Annotated in this window: 16 protein-coding genes; 5 read left to right on the forward strand and 11 right to left on the reverse strand. The window is 61.4% G+C overall.

The genetic code is table 11. The features are described from left to right. Positions 1-198 precede the first annotated feature (198 nt). The 8 genes from KW838_RS13630 to KW838_RS13665 form a co-directional block, all read right to left on the reverse strand. Positions 199-1788, reverse strand: coding sequence for an AAA family ATPase (locus KW838_RS13630; RefSeq protein ID WP_102698574.1), 1590 nt, complete (start codon positions 1786-1788; stop codon positions 199-201). Positions 1789-1798: 10 nt separating this feature from the next. Next, complete coding sequence (gene aroB / locus KW838_RS13635) at positions 1799-2899, reverse strand: 3-dehydroquinate synthase (protein WP_007975598.1); 1101 nt, start codon at positions 2897-2899, stop codon at positions 1799-1801. Between the two features lie 150 nt (positions 2900-3049). Next, positions 3050-3568: a shikimate kinase AroK gene (gene aroK / locus KW838_RS13640; protein WP_015093141.1), complete on the reverse strand. Its 519-nt coding sequence runs from the start codon at positions 3566-3568 to the stop codon at positions 3050-3052. Positions 3569-3572: 4 nt separating this feature from the next. Further along, complete coding sequence (gene pilQ, locus KW838_RS13645; RefSeq protein ID WP_218501329.1) at positions 3573-5624, reverse strand: type IV pilus secretin PilQ; 2052 nt, start codon at positions 5622-5624, stop codon at positions 3573-3575. A gap of 13 nt (positions 5625-5637) precedes the next feature. After that, entirely contained in the window at positions 5638-6165 is a 528-nt protein-coding gene (locus KW838_RS13650; RefSeq protein WP_218501330.1) for a pilus assembly protein PilP, read from the reverse strand. Then, positions 6162-6785 carry a type 4a pilus biogenesis protein PilO gene (locus KW838_RS13655; RefSeq protein WP_218501331.1) on the reverse strand — a complete coding sequence of 208 codons (624 nt, stop codon included), beginning with the start codon at positions 6783-6785 and terminating at the stop codon, positions 6162-6164. The genes KW838_RS13650 and KW838_RS13655 overlap by 4 nt, the downstream gene beginning before the upstream one ends. Continuing rightward, positions 6782-7348 carry a PilN domain-containing protein gene (locus tag KW838_RS13660; protein WP_218501332.1) on the reverse strand — a complete coding sequence of 189 codons (567 nt, stop codon included), beginning with the start codon at positions 7346-7348 and terminating at the stop codon, positions 6782-6784. The genes KW838_RS13655 and KW838_RS13660 overlap by 4 nt, the downstream gene beginning before the upstream one ends. Continuing rightward, positions 7348-8412, reverse strand: a complete 1065-nt coding sequence (locus tag KW838_RS13665) for a pilus assembly protein PilM (RefSeq protein ID WP_218501333.1) — start codon at positions 8410-8412, stop codon at positions 7348-7350. Before KW838_RS13665 ends, KW838_RS13660 begins: the two co-directional genes overlap by 1 nt. Before the next feature lie 213 nt (positions 8413-8625). Here KW838_RS13665 and KW838_RS13670 point away from each other — a divergent pair, with 213 nt between their 5' ends. After that, the gene (locus tag KW838_RS13670) at positions 8626-11067 is read left to right on the forward strand and encodes a penicillin-binding protein 1A (protein WP_102698568.1); all 2442 of its coding nucleotides are present in this window, start codon (positions 8626-8628) and stop codon (positions 11065-11067) included. Between the two features lie 267 nt (positions 11068-11334). Here KW838_RS13670 and KW838_RS13675 read toward each other — a convergent pair whose 3' ends face one another. The 3 genes from KW838_RS13675 to rpmE form a co-directional block, all read right to left on the reverse strand. Next, on the reverse strand, positions 11335-12603 hold the full coding sequence (locus KW838_RS13675) for a malic enzyme-like NAD(P)-binding protein (protein ID WP_007989306.1): 1269 nt from the start codon (positions 12601-12603) through the stop codon (positions 11335-11337). 183 nt (positions 12604-12786) lie between these two features. Beyond that, positions 12787-13575: a thermonuclease family protein gene (locus KW838_RS13680; RefSeq protein ID WP_218501334.1), complete on the reverse strand. Its 789-nt coding sequence runs from the start codon at positions 13573-13575 to the stop codon at positions 12787-12789. A 35-nt stretch (positions 13576-13610) separates the two neighbouring features. After that, complete coding sequence (gene rpmE, locus KW838_RS13685; protein WP_008047849.1) at positions 13611-13829, reverse strand: 50S ribosomal protein L31; 219 nt, start codon at positions 13827-13829, stop codon at positions 13611-13613. Positions 13830-14119: 290 nt separating this feature from the next. Here rpmE and KW838_RS13690 point away from each other — a divergent pair, with 290 nt between their 5' ends. The 4 genes from KW838_RS13690 (at position 14120) to hslV (ending at position 19781) form a co-directional block, all read left to right on the forward strand. Next, positions 14120-16339 (forward strand): primosomal protein N', encoded by a 2220-nt coding sequence (locus tag KW838_RS13690; RefSeq protein ID WP_218501335.1) that lies wholly within the window; start codon positions 14120-14122, stop codon positions 16337-16339. Positions 16340-16557: 218 nt separating this feature from the next. Continuing rightward, positions 16558-18294, forward strand: coding sequence for an arginine--tRNA ligase (gene argS / locus KW838_RS13695; protein WP_102698565.1), 1737 nt, complete (start codon positions 16558-16560; stop codon positions 18292-18294). A 1-nt stretch (position 18295) separates the two neighbouring features. Continuing rightward, positions 18296-19003 carry an SPOR domain-containing protein gene (locus tag KW838_RS13700; protein ID WP_095942351.1) on the forward strand — a complete coding sequence of 236 codons (708 nt, stop codon included), beginning with the start codon at positions 18296-18298 and terminating at the stop codon, positions 19001-19003. A 247-nt stretch (positions 19004-19250) separates the two neighbouring features. Next, on the forward strand, positions 19251-19781 hold the full coding sequence (hslV, locus tag KW838_RS13705; protein WP_007975582.1) for an ATP-dependent protease subunit HslV: 531 nt from the start codon (positions 19251-19253) through the stop codon (positions 19779-19781). Position 19782 lies beyond the last annotated feature (1 nt).

The raw sequence follows: 19782 nt of genomic DNA on the forward strand, positions 1-19782 counted from the left end.
ATGTCGCAAATCTATGTCGCATTTGTGAAAGGTTTAAAGCGATATGCTGTGCTAGTCAAAACTTTTTTAATTTTGACCGCAACGACTCAAAGACTACTGTGACGCAGACACCACAAGGCACGCAGCCCGGAAGGTTGCGCGCACTTGTAGAAATTTTGAGGTGCTTGGAGAGGCGGCCTGGGTAAGGCCGCCGAATCTTCAGCGAGTTGTTGCCAGTTCCTGTTGGACGCTGGCGACAGTGCGAGGCCAAGGTTTACCAGCCTGAACCTTCGCTGGCAAGGCCTTGATGGCGGAAACGGCTGCATCACGGTTGGCGAAGTTGCCATAGGTGATCACGTAGAGCGGCTTGCCATTGAGGACTTTCTTGAAATAACGGTACTCGCCGCCCTGCTCCTTCACGAAGCTTTGTGCGGCAGTTTCGGAGCTGGTGCCGAGGATTTGCACCACGTAGTTGCCCGGTGCCTGACCGGCGTACCAGGTGCCACCCGCCGCCTTGGCCGTAGGAGCCGGTTTCTCGGCAGGCTTGGCCGCCGCAGCAACGGCTGGCTTGGCTGGCGCAGGGGCTGGCTTGGCCACTGGAGCAGGCGCTGGCTTGGCCGTGGCGACCTGAGTCGGCGCAGGTGCAGGCTTGGCCGCTGGTGTCGGCGCAGGGCCGGCAGGAACGCCCACAGGCGGCGCGGTGGTGGTCACCGTCGGTGGTGTGGCGCTGGAGCCTTCAACCGGAACGCCGTCGTCGCCTTCGGTGATGCCGCCTGCGGCTTCAGCCAGCGGGGCGCGCATGACCGGTTGCGAGTTACCGACCAACGGCAACGGCATCGGCTGGGTGTTGCCGGCGAATTCCACGGCCGGAGCACCGCCATTCGCGGTTGGCTGGCCCTGGCCAAGCGGCAGTTGCGCCTGTTCATTGGCGGGCGCACCGGTGGTCGGTGCCTTGTTGCGACCCGGCATCATCCAGGCGGCAGCTACCGCAACCACGACAACGGCGGAAATCGCCAATACGTGTTTCTTCGGCATATTGAACCCCATTTTTGGACGCTTGACCGCAGAGCGGCTGGCGATCATGGCTTCGATCATTGCATCGCGGGCGACCTGATTGATGCTGCCAGGCCAACCTTCGGAGCTTTCGTGAATATCAGAGATCTGATCCGCGGTGAAAAGTTCGATGCCGCGGCCAGCGCCCTCGAGCCGCTGCTCCAGATACTCGCGGGTTTCGTCCTCGGTATAGGGCTGCAATTCGATGACGTGGAAACGCTCTTCCTCGAGATGCAAAGCCTCAAGCTGAGCGATCAGCGCGGTCTCACCGAACAGGAATACATGCGGGCGACCTTCAGGCGCGCCGGCCGCCAGGACCATCAGAACCTCAAGGGCGGACTCATCGAGCTGTTCGGCGTCATCGACCAGCAAATAGACTTCCTGGCCGGTGAGTGCAAGCTGCACCACCTGGGCCAGGATAGCGTCGGCATCCGCCTGGGCGACATTCAGCGCCTGGGCCACCTGACGCAGCACCCCGGCCGCATCGCCGGCGCCACGGGCGGACACCACCACACTTTGTACCGACTGCTTGTTGGTGCTGGCGACCAGGGCCTGACGCAACAGGGTCTTGCCACTGCCCTCGGGGCCAGTGACGACCAGCAGCAGCTGACTGTAGCGGGCCAGGTGATGCAACTGTCCCAGCACGGGTTTGCGCTGGGCCGGGAAAAATTTGAAGCCAGGCACCCGTGGAGCAAAAGGGTCATGACTCAACTGGTAATGGCCGAGGAAAGCCTCGTCGGCATGCAAACTAGTCATCGTGTTCTTATTAACCTTTAAGCTGAGCCAGGGCGCGGTAGTCTGCCCCCAGCGTGGCCTGTAGAACCTCTTTCGGATAATCGTCGGTCACCACCGCTTCACCCATGTGGCGCAGCAGCACCAGGCGCAAACGACCGTCGATCACTTTTTTATCAATGGACATATGTTCGAGGAAATCGGCTTCTGTCATCTCTTCTGGCGGAATGACCGGCAGCCCTGCACGCTGGAACAGACGAATGCCGCGATCACGCTCCTGCTCGCTGATCCAGCCCAGTCGCGCGGACATTTCCAGCGCCATCACGGTGCCAGCAGCCACCGCTTCCCCATGTAGCCAGACACCATAGCCCATGTGGGTTTCGATGGCGTGGCCAAAAGTGTGGCCCAGGTTCAACGTGGCACGAACGCCCGTCTCTTTCTCATCGGCACCGACCACCGCGGCCTTGGCCGCGCAGGAGCGCTCGATGGCATAGGTCAGGGCTTGCTGATCCAGATTGCGCAGGCGGTCGACGTTGTCTTCGAGCCAGGTCAGGAACGGCTCATCACAGATCAGCCCGTACTTGATGACTTCGGCCAGACCGGCGGACAGTTCGCGCGCCGGCAGGGTATTGAGGCTGGCGGTATCGATCAGCACCACGTTCGGCTGATAGAAGGCGCCGACCATGTTCTTGCCCAGCGGATGGTTGATCCCGGTCTTGCCGCCCACCGAGGAGTCGACCTGCGACAGCAGCGTGGTCGGAACCTGGATGAAATCGACGCCGCGCTGGTAGCAGGCGGCGGCAAAGCCGGCCATGTCACCGATCACACCGCCACCGAGGGCGATCACCGTGGTGCGGCGATCATGCCGTGCGGTCAGCAGACCGTCGAAAATCAGTTGCAGGGTTTCCCAGGTCTTGAAGGCTTCACCGTCGGGCAGCACCACGGAAATCACCGAGAACTGCGCCAGGCTGCGGGTCAGACGCTCGAGATAGAGCGGTGCAACAGTCTCGTTGGAGATGATCGCTACTTGCCGTCCGCGAATGTGCGGGGCCAGCAGCTCAGGCTGATCCAACAAACCTTCGCCAATATGAATCGGGTAGCTGCGCTCGCCTAGATCGACCTTGAGTGTCTGCATGTGTCCCCACAGTGAAGATGAATCAGGCGTCCTGCCTTGAGTTAACGAATATCCACGGCATCTGCTGGTGTGACGCCGTTCGGTAGCCATCCGCCACAACCTTGAGCGGTCATGGCGAGACGCCGAGGATAGCGCATTTCGCGCGGCGCTTTAACGGGGCGGCAACTGCTGCAGGCGCTCTAGAATGTCGAGTACGACCATTCGCGGCGGTCGCTCATCGGTTTCGACCACCAGGTCGGCAATTTCCCGGTAAAGCGGATCGCGGATCGCCAACAGGTCCCGAAGGGTCTTGGCCGGATCGGCGGTACGCAACAATGGCCGATTGCGGTCACGGGCCGTGCGGCCGACCTGCTGCTCGACCGACGCATGCAGATAAACCACCCGCCCACCGGCATGCAGTGCCCGACGATTGGCTTCGCGCATGACCGCGCCCCCACCTGTCGCCAGCACCACTCCGTCGTAATCGCACAGCTCGGCAATCATTGCCTGCTCGCGATCACGAAAGCCCGGTTCGCCTTCTTTATCGAAGATCCAAGGGATATTGGCGCCCGTGCGCAATTCAATTTCCTTATCGGAATCTTTGAATGGCAGGCGCAGCTCTTTGGCCAGCAACCGGCCGATGGTGCTTTTTCCAGCACCCATCGGTCCTACAAGAATCAAATTTCGCACAGAATCAATGACTCACAGCAATCGCCTGATTATTCATGATACGCGGAGTGAGGAATACCAACAGCTCGGATTTTTTCTCCGAAACCACATCACGCCGGAAAAGGCGGCCAAGATACGGCACATCGCCAAGAAATGGCACCTTATCTACGACCTTGCTCTGAGTATTTGAGAAAACGCCGCCAATGACGATGGTCTCGCCATCGTTGACCAGGACCTTGGCGTTGACTTCGTTTTTCTTGATCGGCGGTACATCCTGGACCTTGTTCAGGTAGTCCGGCTCGTCCTTGGTCACCTTCACCTCCATGATGATCCGGTTGTCGGGCGTGATCTGCGGCGTCACCTCCAGCGACAGCGAGGCCTCCTTGAACGACACCGAAGTCGCGCCACTGGAACTGGCCTCCTGATAGGGAATCTCGGTGCCCTTGAGGATCTTGGCGGTTTCCTTGTCGGACGTGACCACCTTGGGTTGCGAGACGATTTCGCCGTTGCCGGTTTTCTCCATGGCCGTCAGTTCCAGGTCCAGCAAGACGTTATCGGTGATGAACGCGATGCCGATTCCCGAGGTGTTGTTGGCGACGCCCATGTCGACGAACGGTGAGTTGGTGCTGGTACTGCCGGGCGTGCCGATGGTCGATGAGCCGTTGAGTCCATTGCTGACACCGGAGGTGTTCCAGTTGCCCCTGTTCTGTATCGATCCGCCCCAGCGCACCCCGAGGCTTTTGTCATAGTCGACGTTGGCTTCGACAATGCGCGCCTCGATCATGACCTGACGCACAGGGATATCCAGCTGCGTGACGATCCTGCGCAGCTCATCAAGCCGGTCCTGGGTCTGGTAGGCAATGATGTTGTTGGTGCGCTCGTCGACGGTGATCGACCCCCGTTCGTCGGGTTTCGCTTCGGCACTGGTCACCGACTGGAAGAGCTTGGCGATGTCCGCCGCCTTGGCGTAATTCACCTGCAACAGTTCCCGGCGCAACGGCGCCAGATCGGCAATCTGCTTTTGTGATTCCAGCTCCTGACGCTCACGGGCAGCAATTTCATCGGTCGGCGCAACAAGCAGGACATTACCGACCCTGCGCTTGTCCAGCCCCTTGGTTTTCAGCACCAGATCCAGCGCCTGATCCCACGGCACGTTCTGCAGGCGCAATGTGATGCCACCCTGCACCGTGTCGCTGGCCACCAGGTTGAGGTTGGTGAAATCGGCGATCAATTGCAGCACCGAACGCACATCGATGTCCTGGAAATTCAGCGAAAGTTTCTCGCCGCTGTAGGCCTGTAGCCCGGCATTGCGCTTTTGCAGGTCGTCGACCGTCGCCGGGCGAACGCTGACCGTGAGCTTGCTGTCGGTCTGATAGGTCGAGTAATCGAACGCACCACCGGGCTCGATGCTGATGGTGGCTCGATCGCCGCTTGCGCTGGCATTGACGAACTGCACGGGCGTGGCGAAATCCTTCACATCCAGACGCACGCGCAACGACTCGGGCAATCGGGTTTTGGCAAACCCGACAATAATCTTGCCCTCACGCTGTTGTATGTCGGGCGCAATCGATGGGTCCGACAAGTCGATCACCACGTTGCCCTCGCCCTGTGTGCCTCGCTGAAAATCCACACCCCGAATGGCCTTGCCTGGCGTCGCAGCGGCGCGTGCCGGGATTGCCGGGATTGCCGACGGTTTGACCCCCTGCCCGACTACCACCAGCAAATTGTTGCCTTCAATTCGCGAGTCGTACTGGGCCGACTGAGCCAGGTTGATGATCAATCGCGTACGGTCCCCGGCCTCCACCACCGTTGCACTTCGGGCATTTCCACTGCCGAGATCGCGAGTCTTGCTGGCCAGTTGACTGGCGACACCCGGCAAATCCAGCGCAATCCGGGCCGGCGACTCCGTCATGTAACCCTGAGGCAACGGGGGCGGTGCATCGAACGACAACTTCAACTCGACCCGGTCTCCCGGTAGCGCAGCGACATCCAGCGCCTTGAGATTGGCCGCTTGTACCATCGGCGACAACATCGCTATCCATAGCGAAAGGCCGAAGGCGGAGAAAATCCTGTTCATTATTCGGGTTCCACTATGAGTGCTCTTTCAAAGGGATGGTCCGGGGACGCTCCAGCCACGCGCCCTGACCATCAGGGACAATTTCAACCACATCGACTTGCGAACCACTGATCGCAACGATTCGTCCATCGTTACGCCCCAGGTAATCACCGACCTTCAGGCGGTGCACGCCACCCGCCCCGCGCAACAGGGCAAAGGAGCATGTCGCATTGGAAAGGGTGCCGACCATTTCAAACTGCTCGATGTTGAAACCTTCGAGGTATTGCCTGACCCGGTCAGGGTCGGGCTTGACGTTGCGCGAACCCCGCCGATGGGCCGCCAGATCAGTGCTGACCTGTGGTGAAAACGGACTGCGCAGGTTCGCTGCGTCGTAGGTGAATGTCGGGTAAGACCGGAATACCGGCGTTGGTTCAATACCGCCCGGCCCGCGCAGGCGTATTTCGCTCAAGTAGGCATCCAGATCGCTGTAGTCATCGCCAGCGCCACAACCGGACAGAACAGCCAGTAACAGCACCATCGGAAAACAACGCGCCGGGTTCATTGATGCCGCCCCGTTTCGTTGTAGCGGTAGGTCTTGGCGAGGATGCTCAAGCGCAGTTTCGGAGCACCCTGGGGACTGACGGGGGCAAGGTCGAAATCGTGCAAGGTGACGATTCGCGGCAACCCGGCCACGCCACTGACGAAGGTGGCCAGGTCATGGTAGCCCCCGGTGACCGTGATCTGGATTGGCAACTCGATGTAGAACGGCTGGGCGACCTCCGGCAGCAACTTGATCTCCTCGAACTCCAGGCCACTGCCCAGACCTGTACGCGTGATGTCTTCCAGCAAGCCAGGCACTTCGGTGTCGCCGGGCAGTTGCCGCAACAGCACGCCGAAAGCGTTCTCCATCTCCTTCAACTGCTGGGTGTAGAGATCGAGATTCGCCGCCATGCGGACTTTGCCGGCGAACTGTTCCTTGAGCGTCAATTCTTCCTCGCGCTTCAAATCGAGCTGGTTCTCGAGGTCGCGAGTGGAAAAGTTGTAGCCCAAGGCCAGCACCACAAGCATGAGCAAACCGGCCACCAGACACTTGATCGCCGGCGGCCAGGCCCCCATGTTGCTGGTGTCCAGGTCGTTGAAGTCGATCTTGCGCAGCCCTTCGAACCATTCGGACAGGCTCATTTGCCTTCCTCCGGTGCTGCGGGTTGAGTCTGGCGAACGCTCAACTGGAAGACGTTGGCCTGCTCCACCTGACCGACAGCTGCGGCCTTGACTTCGGTCAGGCTCGGCGCATCGAACCAGTCTGATGCCTCGAGGTTGCGCATCAAGTCTGAAACAAGGTTGTTGGATTGCGCGGCACCGGTGATGGACAAGGTCTTTCCGGTCATTCTCACTTCGGTGAAATACACGCCCTCAGGCAGTGCCCGCGCCAGCTGGTCAAATATTCGCCCGCTGATTTGGCGGTTGTCTTGCAGGCCCTGGATGATTCGCATGCGCTCGACCAGTTGCTGGCGGCGCGCCTTGAGATCATTGATCTGCGTGATCCGCTCATCGACCACGGCGATTTGCCTGCCGATGTAATCGTTACGGGCGATTTGCCGGTCGATGGCACGGCTGATGGCCTGGTTGGCAACCAGCACCGCGCCCATCGTGCCCGCCATAGCGGCCACCAAGACCAGCAGGAAGCGTTTGCGGCGGACTTCACGCCGCTCCTCGCGCCAGGGTAAAAGGTTGATCCGTGCCATCAGTCGAAGCTCCTGAGGGCAAGACCACAGGCGATCATCAACGCCGGGGCGTCACTCGCCAGGGCAGCACCGTTGACCTTGCTGCCCAGCGTCATTGCGGAAAAAGGGTTCGCGATCAGGGTCGGCGTGCCCAATTGCTGCTCGACCAAACGGTCCAGCCCCGGGACCGACGCGGTACCGCCAGCCAGCAGGATATGGTCGACAGCGCCGTACTGACCGGCGGCAAAGAAGAACTGCAGCGAGCGCGACACCTGCTGCACCAGTGCCTGTTGAAAGGGCTGCAGGACCTCACCGACATAATCATCCGGCAGGCCGCCCTTCCTTTGCGCAAGACTCGCCTGCTCCAGCGTCAGGCCATAGCGACGCTGGATTTCCCCGGTCAACTGCCGACCGCCGAACAGTTGCTCACGGGTGTAGATAATCCGCCCGTTGTGCAACACGCTCAGGGTGGTCATGGTGGCGCCGACATCCACCACTGCGACCGTCAAAGGCCCCTCGGAAACCGCAAACCGACTGGCCAGCAACCCGAATGAACGCTCCAGAGCGTAGGCCTCGACATCGACTACGCGGGCGGTCAGCCCGGCCAGAGCCAGGGCGGCCTCACGGACCTCGACGTTTTCCTTTCGGCAAGCCGCGAGCAATACGTTGACCCGCTCCGGGTTGCGCGCGGAGGCCCCCTGGGCTTCAAAGTCGATCGCAACTTCATCCAGGGGATAAGGAATGTATTGATCAGCCTCGATCTTCAGTTGGCTTTCCATCTCGTCTTCGGAAAGTCCAGCATCCATCTCGATGATCTTGGTGATCACCGCCGAGCCTGCCACAGCGACGGCCACACCCTTGAGGCCGGTTCTGGCCCTGGTCAGCGCGCGCGCGAGGGCCAGCCCCACGCCTTCGAGGTCAGCGATGTTCTTTTCGATCACCGCGCCGACCGGCAACGGCTCGACCGCATAAGCCTCGACCCGGAAGCGTTCGCCCTGACGGCTCAATTCCAGAAGCTTTACCGAGGTAGAGCTGATATCGATTCCGAGGAGCGAACCGGATTTTTTGTTGAAGAGTCCTGGCACTACCAATTCCCTATGACTTTCCGTGAGTTACGGACTCTGCAATGTCCATTGCGTTCAATCCGCCCGTCTTGACAGCAGCGCCAACCGCGCTCCCGATCAGAAAAATGCTTATAATGCCCAGCGTTTTTTTCCGCATTTGCTCAAGCGCGGGTCGTTCTCATTTAGCCTGAACCCTGTTGCCCAATTCATTTTTGCCCTGGATATCCAAAAGCCTTGATTCGTCTGCTGAAGTTTTTCGGTTGGTCCATCGTCGCGGTTTTCTGCGGACTCCTTCTGGGTCTGAGCGGGGCGTACCTCTACCTTAGTCCCGGGCTGCCGTCCGTGGAGGCGCTGAGAAGCATCCAGTTGCAGATTCCTTTGCGGGTCTACAGCAGCGATAACAAGTTGATTGCAGAGTTCGGCGAAATGCGCCGCACACCGATCCGTTTCGCCGACATTCCCCCCAATTTCATTAATGCGTTACTAAGTGCTGAAGACGACAATTTCGCCAACCACTACGGCGTCGATCCCAGCAGCCTGATGCGTGCCGCGACCCAACTGGTCAAAAGCGGACACATCCAGTCCGGTGGCAGCACGATCACCATGCAGGTGGCGAAGAACTTCTTCCTGACCAGCGAACGCAGCTTTTCGCGCAAGACCACCGAAATCCTGCTGGCCCTGCAGATCGAACGACAGCTGACCAAGGACGAGATCCTCGAGTTGTACGTCAACAAGATCTACCTGGGTAACCGTGCCTACGGCATCGAGGCGGCGGCGCAGGTCTATTACGGCAAATCGATCCGCGATGTCAGCCTGGCGCAAATGGCAATGATTGCCGGCCTGCCCAAGGCGCCGTCGCGCTTCAACCCGCTGGCCAACCCGGCGCGCAGCAAGGAACGTCGCGACTGGATCCTGGGGCGCATGTACAAGCTCGGCAAAATCACCGAGGCCGATTACACCGCCGCGATCAACGAGCCGCTGAACGCCAGCTATCACGTACCGACTCCGGAAGTGAACGCGCCGTACATCGCCGAAATGGCCCGTGCCGAAATGGTCGGGCGTTATGGCAGCGACGCGTATACCGAAGGCTTCCGCGTCACCACCACGGTGCCGAGCGACCTCCAGGAACTGGCCAACACCGCAGTCCACGAAGGCCTGATGACCTACGATCAGCGCCACGGCTATCGCGGCCCCGAGTCGCGGCTTCCGGGCAAGACGCGTGAAGCCTGGGTAACCGAACTGACCAAGCAACGCACCATCAGCGGCCTGGAACCGGCGATCGTGACCCAGGTCGACAAGAGCGGCCTGCAAGTGCTGACCCGCACCGGCCAGGAACACGTCAGCTGGGACACCATGAAGTGGGCCCGTCCGTTCCTGAACACCAACAGCATGGGCGCCAACCCCAAGCAGCCTTCGGACGTGGCCCAGGTCGGTGACCTGATTCGCGTGCAGCGTCAGCCGGACAACTCGCTGAAGTTCAGCCAGATCCCGCAGGCCCAGGGCGCGCTGGTGTCCCTGGACCCACAGAACGGTGCCATTCGCGCCCTGGTCGGCGGCTTCGCTTTCGAACAGAGCAACTACAATCGCGCACTGCAGGCCAAGCGCCAGCCGGGCTCGAGCTTCAAACCGTTCGTCTACGCCGCCGCACTGGATAACGGCTACACCGCCTCCAGCCTGGTGAACGATGCCCCGATTGTGTTCGTCGACGAGTACCTGGACAAAGTCTGGCGACCGAAAAACGACACCAACACCTTCCTCGGCCCGATCCGCCTGCGTGAAGCGCTGTACAAGTCGCGCAACCTGGTGTCGATCCGCTTGCTGCAAGCAATGGGCGTTGGCAAGACCATCGACTACATCGCTCGCTTCGGCTTCAACAAACAGGACCTGCCACCCAACCTGTCCCTGGCGCTGGGCACCGCGACCCTGACGCCAATGGAGATCGCTACCGGCTGGAGCACCTTCGCCAACGGCGGCTACAAGATCACCCCGTACATCATCGACAGGATTGAAAGCCGCAACGGCGACACGCTGTTCGTCGCCAATCCGGCGAGCGTGCCTCAGGGCGGCGCTGCCAGCGATGGCATTGCCGCACCAGCGGCTCAAGCCTTCACGGTCAATGCGACGCCGGGCGAAGCCCCGGGCACTGTGCCGACACCACAAGCTCCCGCCGTGGCCGAACGCATCGTTGACGGGCGCACCACGTACATCCTCAACAGCATGCTTGAGGACGTGATCAAGCTCGGCACCGGTCGCCGCGCACTGGCCCTGGGCCGCCCTGACATTGCCGGCAAGACCGGTACGACCAACGAATCCAAGGACGCCTGGTTCTCCGGTTACAACGCCGATTACGTGACCACCGTGTGGACTGGTTTCGACCAGCCGGAAAGCCTGGGCCGCAAGGAATTCGGCGGCACCGTCGCGCTGCCGATCTGGATGAACTACATGGGCGCTGCACTCAAAGGCAAGCCGCCGCATACCCAAGCGGAGCCGGAAGGCCTCCTCAGCCTGCGAGTCGATCCGGTCAGCGGTCGCGCAGCCAGCCCGGGCACACCAGGCGCCTACTTCGAGCTGTTCAAGGCCGAAGATACGCCGCCGTCGGGCAACGAGCTCGGCAACGGCAATGCGCCGGGCAGTCCGCTGCCGGCAGATGAAGCTGCGCCGATCGATTTGTTCTGATTGCAGCAATATTGAAAAGCCCCGCCTACGAAAGAAGAGCGGGGCTTTTTTGTGCCTGCCGGTTTTGATGTTGTCTGGTCCGGCCTCTTCGCGAGCAAGCTCGCTCCCACAAGAATCAGCGGCGTACATAAATTCGATGTACACCATCGCCCACTGTGGGAGCGAGCTTGCTCGCGAAGAGGCCCTGACAGGTGGCACAAAACTGTCAGGCACAAAAAAGCCCCGACTCTCGCAAGCCGGGGCTTTTCGTTGAAACGTTACAACGGCTTAGCCGTTGAACACATCATCCACGCTTTTCAGCGGATAGTTCTTCGGATACGGCAGGGTCGCCACGCCGGTCTCGATGGCGGCTTTGGCCACGGCATCGGAGATCAGGGTGATCAGACGGGCATCCATTGGCTTCGGAATGATGTACTCACGGCCGAATTCCAGCTTGATGCCGCCGTAGGCGTCGCACACTTCCTGAGGCACTGGCAGCTTGGCCAGTTCACGCAGGGCGTTGGCCGCAGCGACTTTCATTTCTTCGTTGATGCGCTTGGCGCGAACGTCCAGGGCACCACGGAAGATGAACGGGAAGCCCAGTACGTTGTTGACCTGGTTCGGGTAGTCGGAACGACCGGTAGCCATGATCACGTCGCTACGGGTGGCGTGTGCCAGCTCCGGGGAGATTTCCGGATCAGGGTTGGAGCACGCGAACACGATCGGGTTGGCCGCCATGGACAGCAGGCCTTCAGGGCTCAGCAGGTTCGGGCCGGACAGGCCTACGAACACGTCAGCGCCTTGCAGGGCGTCAGCCAGGGTGCGCTTGTCGGTCGCGTGAGCGAACACAGCCTTGTACTGGTTCAGGTCGTCACGACCGGAGTGGATCACACCGGTACGGTCGACCATGTAGATGTTTTCGATGTTGGCGCCCATGCTCACCAGCAACTTCATGCAGGAGATGGCGGCGGCGCCGGCGCCCAGGCAGACGATCTTGGCTTCCGGCAGGGTTTTGCCAGCGATTTCCAGGGCGTTGATCATGCCGGCCGCGGTCACGATAGCGGTGCCGTGCTGGTCATCGTGGAATACCGGAATATCGCACTGCTCGATCAGGGCGCGTTCGATTTCAAAGCACTCGGGTGCCTTGATGTCTTCCAGGTTGATGCCACCGAAGGTGATGGAGATGCGCTTGACGGTGTCGATGAAGGCCTGCGGGCTTTCGGAGTCGACTTCGATGTCGAAAACGTCGATGCCGGCGAAGCGCTTGAACAGTACGCCTTTACCTTCCATCACTGGCTTGGAGGCCAATGGGCCGAGGTTACCCAGGCCGAGAATCGCGGTGCCATCGGAAATGACTGCAACCAGGTTGCCTTTGCCGGTGTACTTGTAGGCCAGCTCGGGATCGCGGGCGATCTCGCGTACTGGCTCGGCTACGCCCGGGCTGTAGGCCAGCGACAGGTCGCGAGCGGTAGCAGTGGCCTTGGTGAGCTCGACACTCAGCTTCCCTGGACGAGGATTGGCGTGATATTCGAGAGCGGCAGTTTTCAGATCAGACATTTTGGCATTCCGCTTTTTACTGTTGGACAGACTGGTCAGCGAGGATACGCGCCTCGCAAAGTCCCCACAAGACTGACTGGTCACCCCTGTCAAGCGCCCGCCCCTACGACTTTGGGCCAAGAGCCACGGCACACAAGGCCTGGACTGTTCACAATCGACGGAAAAAATGTCTACAATTTTTTATCACTGTACCGCTTGAAGCATCGCCGGGTCGGTCAAGGGCAACATCCAGCGCGCCTGCCCTTCTTTCAGTCCGCCACGTCGCGAACGATCCAGCACCCAGCCGCGCGCCTCGATCTGCTTGCCCTTGAGGCTTTCCAGCGAATTCACATCAAAACGCGCCAGCAGATTGGGTGCAACGCGCAATACAACCGAGTCCTGCAACTCGATCCAAACCCCACCTCGATTGCGCTGCACCTTGCTCACACGACCGCTGAGCACGGCAAAGCCGGAAGTGCTGATCTGCTCCGCTTTCAGTACAGGCGACTGGCGCCACACACCGAGCCCGGCCTGTCGAGCGTTGCGCTCTGCGGCTTGCTGACAGGCGACCAGATCGACGTTCGGCGCCACGGCCACCTGGAAACCCAGGCCTTCGGCGAGCATCTGCGCTTCGAGGTTAGCGCCATCTGCACCATAGACATGGGCCAGCGTGCGGCCGTAATGGTCCTTGCTTTCTTTGCCAGGCACCAACCCGACCCGCCCGTCACTCGCCGCCACCAATGCCTCAAGGCGCTTGCGCGCGGCCACGGCGAAGGGCTCGTCGGAACGGCCCTGCTTGCCCAGCTCCGGCGTGTTCAAGCCGATCATGCGCACATTGCGGCCATCGCTCAGACGCAGGGTGTCGCCATCCACCACCCGCTGCACCGCGACGGGTGTCAGGCCGCCTGGCGTCGGGCAAAAGGCCTGCGCGCCGGACAGCCAAATCGCGGACACAAAAAAGGCGCCCGCGAGGGACGCCTTTTTCATCAGCATGGAAAAACCGTAGCGGCTTCCCAAGTTGATCGGCCTTAGGCCTTTTTCGCGCCGAAAGCACCGAAACGGTCTGCGAAACGCTGAACGCGGCCGCCAGTGTCCAGAGTCTTCTGCTTACCGGTGTAGAACGGGTGGCATTCGTTGCAAACGTCGATCGCCAGGGCTTTGCCGAAGGTCGAACGGGTTTCGAACTTGTTGCCGCAGCTGCAGGTAACAGCAACTGCTGGGTATTCTGGATGGATATCCGCTTTCATGGTGTTTTCCTCAGGCTAGCGTGCCGCCACCCAACACTATTGTTGAATACCGCACGTAATTAGGCCGCGGATTCTACCAGACAATCCCGTTCACGCAAGCTGTCGCTTCTACCGACCGTCTGCTAGGCTCCCGGCCCAAAGCACATTCCCCTGTGGGAGCGAGCTTGCTCGCGATAGCGTCGTGTCAGGCAACATAAATGCTGACTGACAGGGCCTCATCGCGAGCAAGCTCGCTCCCACAGGTTATGGGTCCAGCCTTTCATTTACTGCCCGCAAAGAGAATCCCCCGCGTGCCCGACGCCATTCTGCGCCTCGCCCTGCCTTCGCCGCTGCGCCGCCTGTTCGACTACCGCGCTCCGGCCGGCGTCCTGCGTGCCCAACTGCACCCCGGCATGCGCCTGCGGGTACCGTTCGGCCGACGCGAGATGATCGGGATCCTGGTGGAAGTTACCGACACCAGCGAAGTACCGGTCGAGAAACTCAAGCCGGCCCTGGCCCTGCTCGACGCTACGCCACCCCTGCCGCCCGCGCTGTTCAAGCTGTGCCTGTGGACCTCCCAGTATTACCAGCACAGCCTCGGCGACACCTTGAGCTGGGCATTGCCGGTGCTGCTGCGCCAGGGTGAACTGGCCGAAGCGCGCCAGGAACGCTTCTGGTCTGCCGCACCGGGCGCCAGCCTCGATGATCCGCGCATCGCCCGCGCCCCGCGCCAGCGCGAAGCCCTGGCCACGCTGGCCCAGCATCCCCACGGCGTCGCCCATCAGTTGCTGAGCAAACTGATGCTGAGCAAGGACAGCCTGGACTTGCTGCTGGCCAAGGAGCTGGTGCAGGTCGAGATCCGTCGCCACGCCCCCGGCGCACGCCACGAACACTGGCTGGCGCAACCGGAACTGCCACTGAACCCGGAGCAGCGCGCCGCCTATGAGGCCATTCGCGCCGGCTTCGACAGTTACCACGCGTTCCTGCTGGCTGGCGTCACCGGCAGCGGCAAGACCGAAGTCTATCTGCAGTTGATCCGCGAAACCCTGGAGGCCGGCAAGCAGGCACTGGTGCTGATCCCGGAAATCAACCTCGGTCCGCAGACCCTGGCGCGCTTCGAACAGCGTTTCAATGCCCGCATCGCGCTGATCCATTCGGCGGTCAATGACCGCGAACGCCTCGATGCCTGGCTGGCCGCCCGTGACGGTGAGGCCGACATCATTATCGGCACCCGTTCTGCCCTGTTCACGCCGATGAAGAACCCCGGCCTGATCATCATCGACGAAGAGCACGACGGCTCCTATAAACAGCAGGAAGGCTTGCGTTACCACGCCCGTGATCTGGCGCTGGTGCGGGCGCGACAGGAAAACATCCCGATCGTCCTCGGCTCCGCCACGCCCTCGCTGGAGAGCCTGCACAACGCCTACACCGGCCGCTACGGGCTACTGCGCCTGAATGAGCGCGCCGGCGGGGCCAAACAGCCGCGCTTCCTGCGCCTGGACGTGAAAAGCCGCCCGCTGGACAGCGGCATTTCCGGGCCGATGCAGCAAGCCATTGGCCAGACCCTGGCTGCCGGGCAGCAGGTACTGGTGTTCCTCAACCGCCGCGGCTTCGCCCCGACCCTGCTGTGTCACGATTGCGGCTGGATGTCCGAGTGCCAACGCTGCGATGCGCGAATGACCGTGCATCAGCGTTACGGCGAGCTGCGCTGCCACCACTGCGGCTACGTCGAACGCGTGCCGCGCCAGTGCCCGAAGTGCAACAAGGTCGATCTGCGCCCCGTCGGCGCCGGTACCGAACGGGCCGAGGAGCGCCTGGCGATTCTGTTCCCGGACTATCCGGTGCTGCGGGTCGACCGCGACAGCACATCGCGCAAGGACGCGATGAACCAGCTGTTCGCGACCATTCAGAAAGGCCAGCCGTGCATCCTGATCGGCACGCAAATGCTTGCCAAAGGCCACCACTTCCCAAGGGTGACGCTGGTGTCGATCCTCGACGCCGACGGCGGCCTGTTCTCCGGCGACTTCCGCGCCAGCGAACGCATGGCGCAGTTGATCGTCCAGGTCGCCGGCCGCGCAGGCCGCGCCGAAGAGCCGGGCAAAGTGATTATCCAGACGCACTTGGCCGACCACCCGCTGCTGGTGCAACTGACCGAGCAGGGCTATTTCGCTTTCGCCGAACAAGCCCTGAGCGAACGCCGCGCGGCTGGCCTGCCGCCGTTTGCGCATTTGGCGCTGCTGCGGGCCGAAGCGCATAAACCGGGTCAGGCCGAAGGTTTTCTCGATGAGGCGTGCAGCGAGGCCGAGCGTTTGCTGGCTGAACAGGGATTGACCGGGATCGAACTGTTGGGGCCGGTGCCGGCGCCGATGGAGCGACGGGCCGGGCGTTATCGTGCGCAGTTGTTGTTGCAGGCTACGGCGCGGGCGCCGCTGCATCGGTTGCTGGCCAGTTGGTTGTTGGTGCTGGAGCAGATGCCGAGCGGGCGGGCGGTGCGTTGGTCTTTGGATGTTGATCCGGTGGATTTGTATTGAGATCAAAAGATCGCAGCCTTCGGCAGCTCCTACAGAGGGCTCGGCGTTCACCACCTACCATGTAGGAGCTGCCGAAGGCTGCGATCTTTGCTTCTTTTGTCACCACACATCCACAACCTGCCTGCTAAGGTTGGCAAGCCCGTCTTCGCAACGGATAATGCCCAGTTTTTCCACCAGCGCATGATGCGCCGCCGCGCCTGCGGTCGAAAGAGAAGACCATGAAAGACACCATTCGCCAGCTGATCCAACAAGCCATCACCCAACTCGTCAACGAAGGTGTGTTGCCTGAAGGCCTGTCGCCGGCGATCCAGGTGGAAAACTCCCGCGACAAGAAGAACGGCGACTTCGCCAGCAACATTGCCATGATGCTGGCCAAACCGGCCGGCATGAAGCCCCGCGATCTGGCGGAAAAAATCATCGCCGCGCTGCCGGCTGACGAAAACGTTTCCAAGACCGAAATCGCAGGTCCCGGCTTCCTGAACTTCTTCCAGAACACCGACGCCCTGGCGACCCGCCTGGACGCCGCCCTGGCCGATGACCACATCGGCGTGCGCAAGGCCGGCCCGGTGCAGCGCACCGTGGTTGACCTGTCGGCACCGAACCTGGCCAAGGAGATGCACGTCGGCCACCTGCGCTCGACCATCATCGGCGACGGCGTGGCCCGCGTTCTCGAGTTCCTCGGCGACACCGTGATCCGTCAGAACCACGTCGGCGACTGGGGCACCCAGTTCGGCATGCTGATGGCTTACCTGCAGGAAAACCCGATCACCAGCGACGAGCTGTCGGACCTGGAGAACTTCTACCGCGCCGCCAAGCAGCGCTTCGACGAATCCGAAGAGTTCGCCGACCGCGCACGGGGCCTGGTGGTCAAGCTGCAAGCTGGCGACCCGGACTGCCTGGCGTTGTGGACCAAGTTCAAGGACATCTCGCTGTCCCACTGCCAGAAGATCTACGAACTGCTCAACGTCAAACTGACCATGGCCGACGTGATGGGCGAAAGTGCCTACAACGACGACCTGATCAACGTAGTCAACGATTTGAAGGCCGCTGGCATGCTGGTCGAGAGCAACGGCGCCCAGTGCGTGTTCCTCGACGAGTTCAAGAACGCCGACGGCGACCCGCTGCCGGTGATCATCGTCAAGGCTGACGGCGGCTACCTCTACGCCACCACCGACCTGGCGGCCGTGCGCTACCGCAGTGGCAAGCTCAAGGCCGATCGTGCGCTGTACTTCGTCGACCAGCGTCAGGCCCTGCACTTCCAGCAAGTGTTCGCCGTGGCGCGCAAGGCCGGTTTCGTGACCCATCCGATGGAAATGGAACACATGGGCTTCGGCACCATGAACGGCGCTGACGGCCGTCCGTTCAAGACCCGTGATGGCGGCACCGTGAAGCTGATCGACCTGCTGACCGAAGCCCAGGAACGCGCCTACACCCTGGTCAAGGACAAGAACCCGGAGCTGGCCGAGGCCGAGTTGCGCAACATCGCCAAGGTCGTGGGCATCGGCGCAGTGAAATATGCCGACCTGTCCAAGCACCGCACCAGCGACTACAGCTTCAACTTCGACCTGATGCTCAACTTCGAAGGCAACACCGCGCCCTACCTGCTGTATGCCTACACCCGCGTGGCCGGCGTGTTCCGCAAACTCGGCAAGGACTTCAGCGAAGTCGACGGCCAGATCGTCCTCGAAGCGACGCACGAACACGAACTGGCGGCGAAGCTCGCGCAGTTTGGCGAGATACTGAACAACGTGTCCGAAAAAGGCACCCCGCACATCCTCTGTACTTACCTGTACGACGTCGCCGGCCTGTTCTCCAGCTTCTACGAGAACTGCCCGATCCTCGCCGCCGATACCCCGGCACAAATGCAGAGCCGCCTGCGCCTCGCCGCGCTGACCGGACGCACCCTCAAGCAAGGCCTGGAACTCTTGGGCCTGGAAACTCTGGAGCGTATGTAAGTTGGCTGCCAAGAAAAAACCTGCACCCAAGCGTGGCGCCAGCCGTTACCAAGCTCCTGCAAAGCAACCGATCCCGGGCTGGCTGTGGATGGCCATCGGCCTGACGGTCGGCGCGTTCATCGTGTTCCTGATGAAGCTGGAACCGGGCAAGGGCAGCGACACGGTCAAGCGTGAAAAAGTCGAGCAACAGCAGAAAGCCAGCAAGATCGCCGAGGCCAACAAGACCCCGCCGAGCCCGACGCAACCGGTGAAGCCGAAGTACGACTTCTACACCTTGCTGCCGGAATCGGAAGTCATCGTGCCGCCGGATGCCGTGCCGGAAAAAACCCTGCCGACGCCGCAAGTGCCGGCCATACCGACCACGCCGGTCACCCCGGCCGAAGCGGCGAAGATCGACACGGCTCGCGCCCAGGCAGCCCTGGCCGGGATCACGCCGCCGCCAGCGCCACCGGTCAAGGCTGCGCCTGTGACGAAGTTTTTCCTGCAGGCTGGCTCGTTCCGCAAAGAGACCGATGCGGACAAGGTTCGGGCGCAGATCATCCTGCTGGGCCAGGCTGTGGCGGTTGAGTCCGGGACGGTGAAGGACGAAACCTGGTATCGGGTGCTGGTCGGACCGTTCAGCAACCGCGAACAACTGACGACTGCCCAGAAACAACTGGCCGGCGCCGGCTTCAGCAATCTGTTGTTACAACAACGCCAGAGCCGCTAATCGACTGCCACAGGCACCGCGTCATCGTTCTTCGTCGGAACGCCGCCCGGAGCAAGCCCGCTCCCACATTCGACCGCGATCCAATGTGGGAGCGGGCTTGCTCGCGAAGGGGCCTTGGCAAACACCACAGCACCCGTCTGCCTCACACCACTCGTCCCCTCTCTCGCCTTACAGTTGAAAAACCCTCCACCACCCCCATATGAATGGGCATAAGGCATTTTCGCCCCGCTGCGTGGAGACTCTTCCCTTGACCACCATCGTTTCAGTTCGCCGCCACGGCAAAGTCGTCATGGGCGGCGACGGCCAGGTTTCCCTTGGTAATACCGTGATGAAAGGCAACGCGAAAAAAGTTCGCCGCCTGTACCACGGCCAGGTCATTGCCGGTTTTGCCGGTGCCACCGCCGACGCCTTTACCCTCTTCGAACGTTTCGAAGGCCAGCTTGAAAAACACCAGGGCCACCTGGTGCGCGCCGCCGTCGAACTCGCCAAGGAATGGCGCACCGACCGTTCCCTGAGCCGCCTCGAAGCCATGCTCGCGGTCGCCAACAAGGACGCCTCCCTGATCATTACCGGCAACGGTGACGTGGTCGAACCCGAAGACGGCCTGATCGCCATGGGTTCCGGTGGCGCCTACGCCCAGGCCGCAGCCAGCGCGCTGCTGAAAAAAACCGACCTGTCAGCCCGGGAAATCGTCGAAACCGCCCTCGGCATCGCCGGCGACATCTGCGTATTCACCAACCACACCCAGACCATTGAGGAGCAGGACTGCGCCGAGTAAG

It is taken from the genome of Pseudomonas sp. PDM27 (assembly GCF_019219205.1).
Taxonomy (GTDB): domain Bacteria; phylum Pseudomonadota; class Gammaproteobacteria; order Pseudomonadales; family Pseudomonadaceae; genus Aquipseudomonas; species Aquipseudomonas laurylsulfatiphila.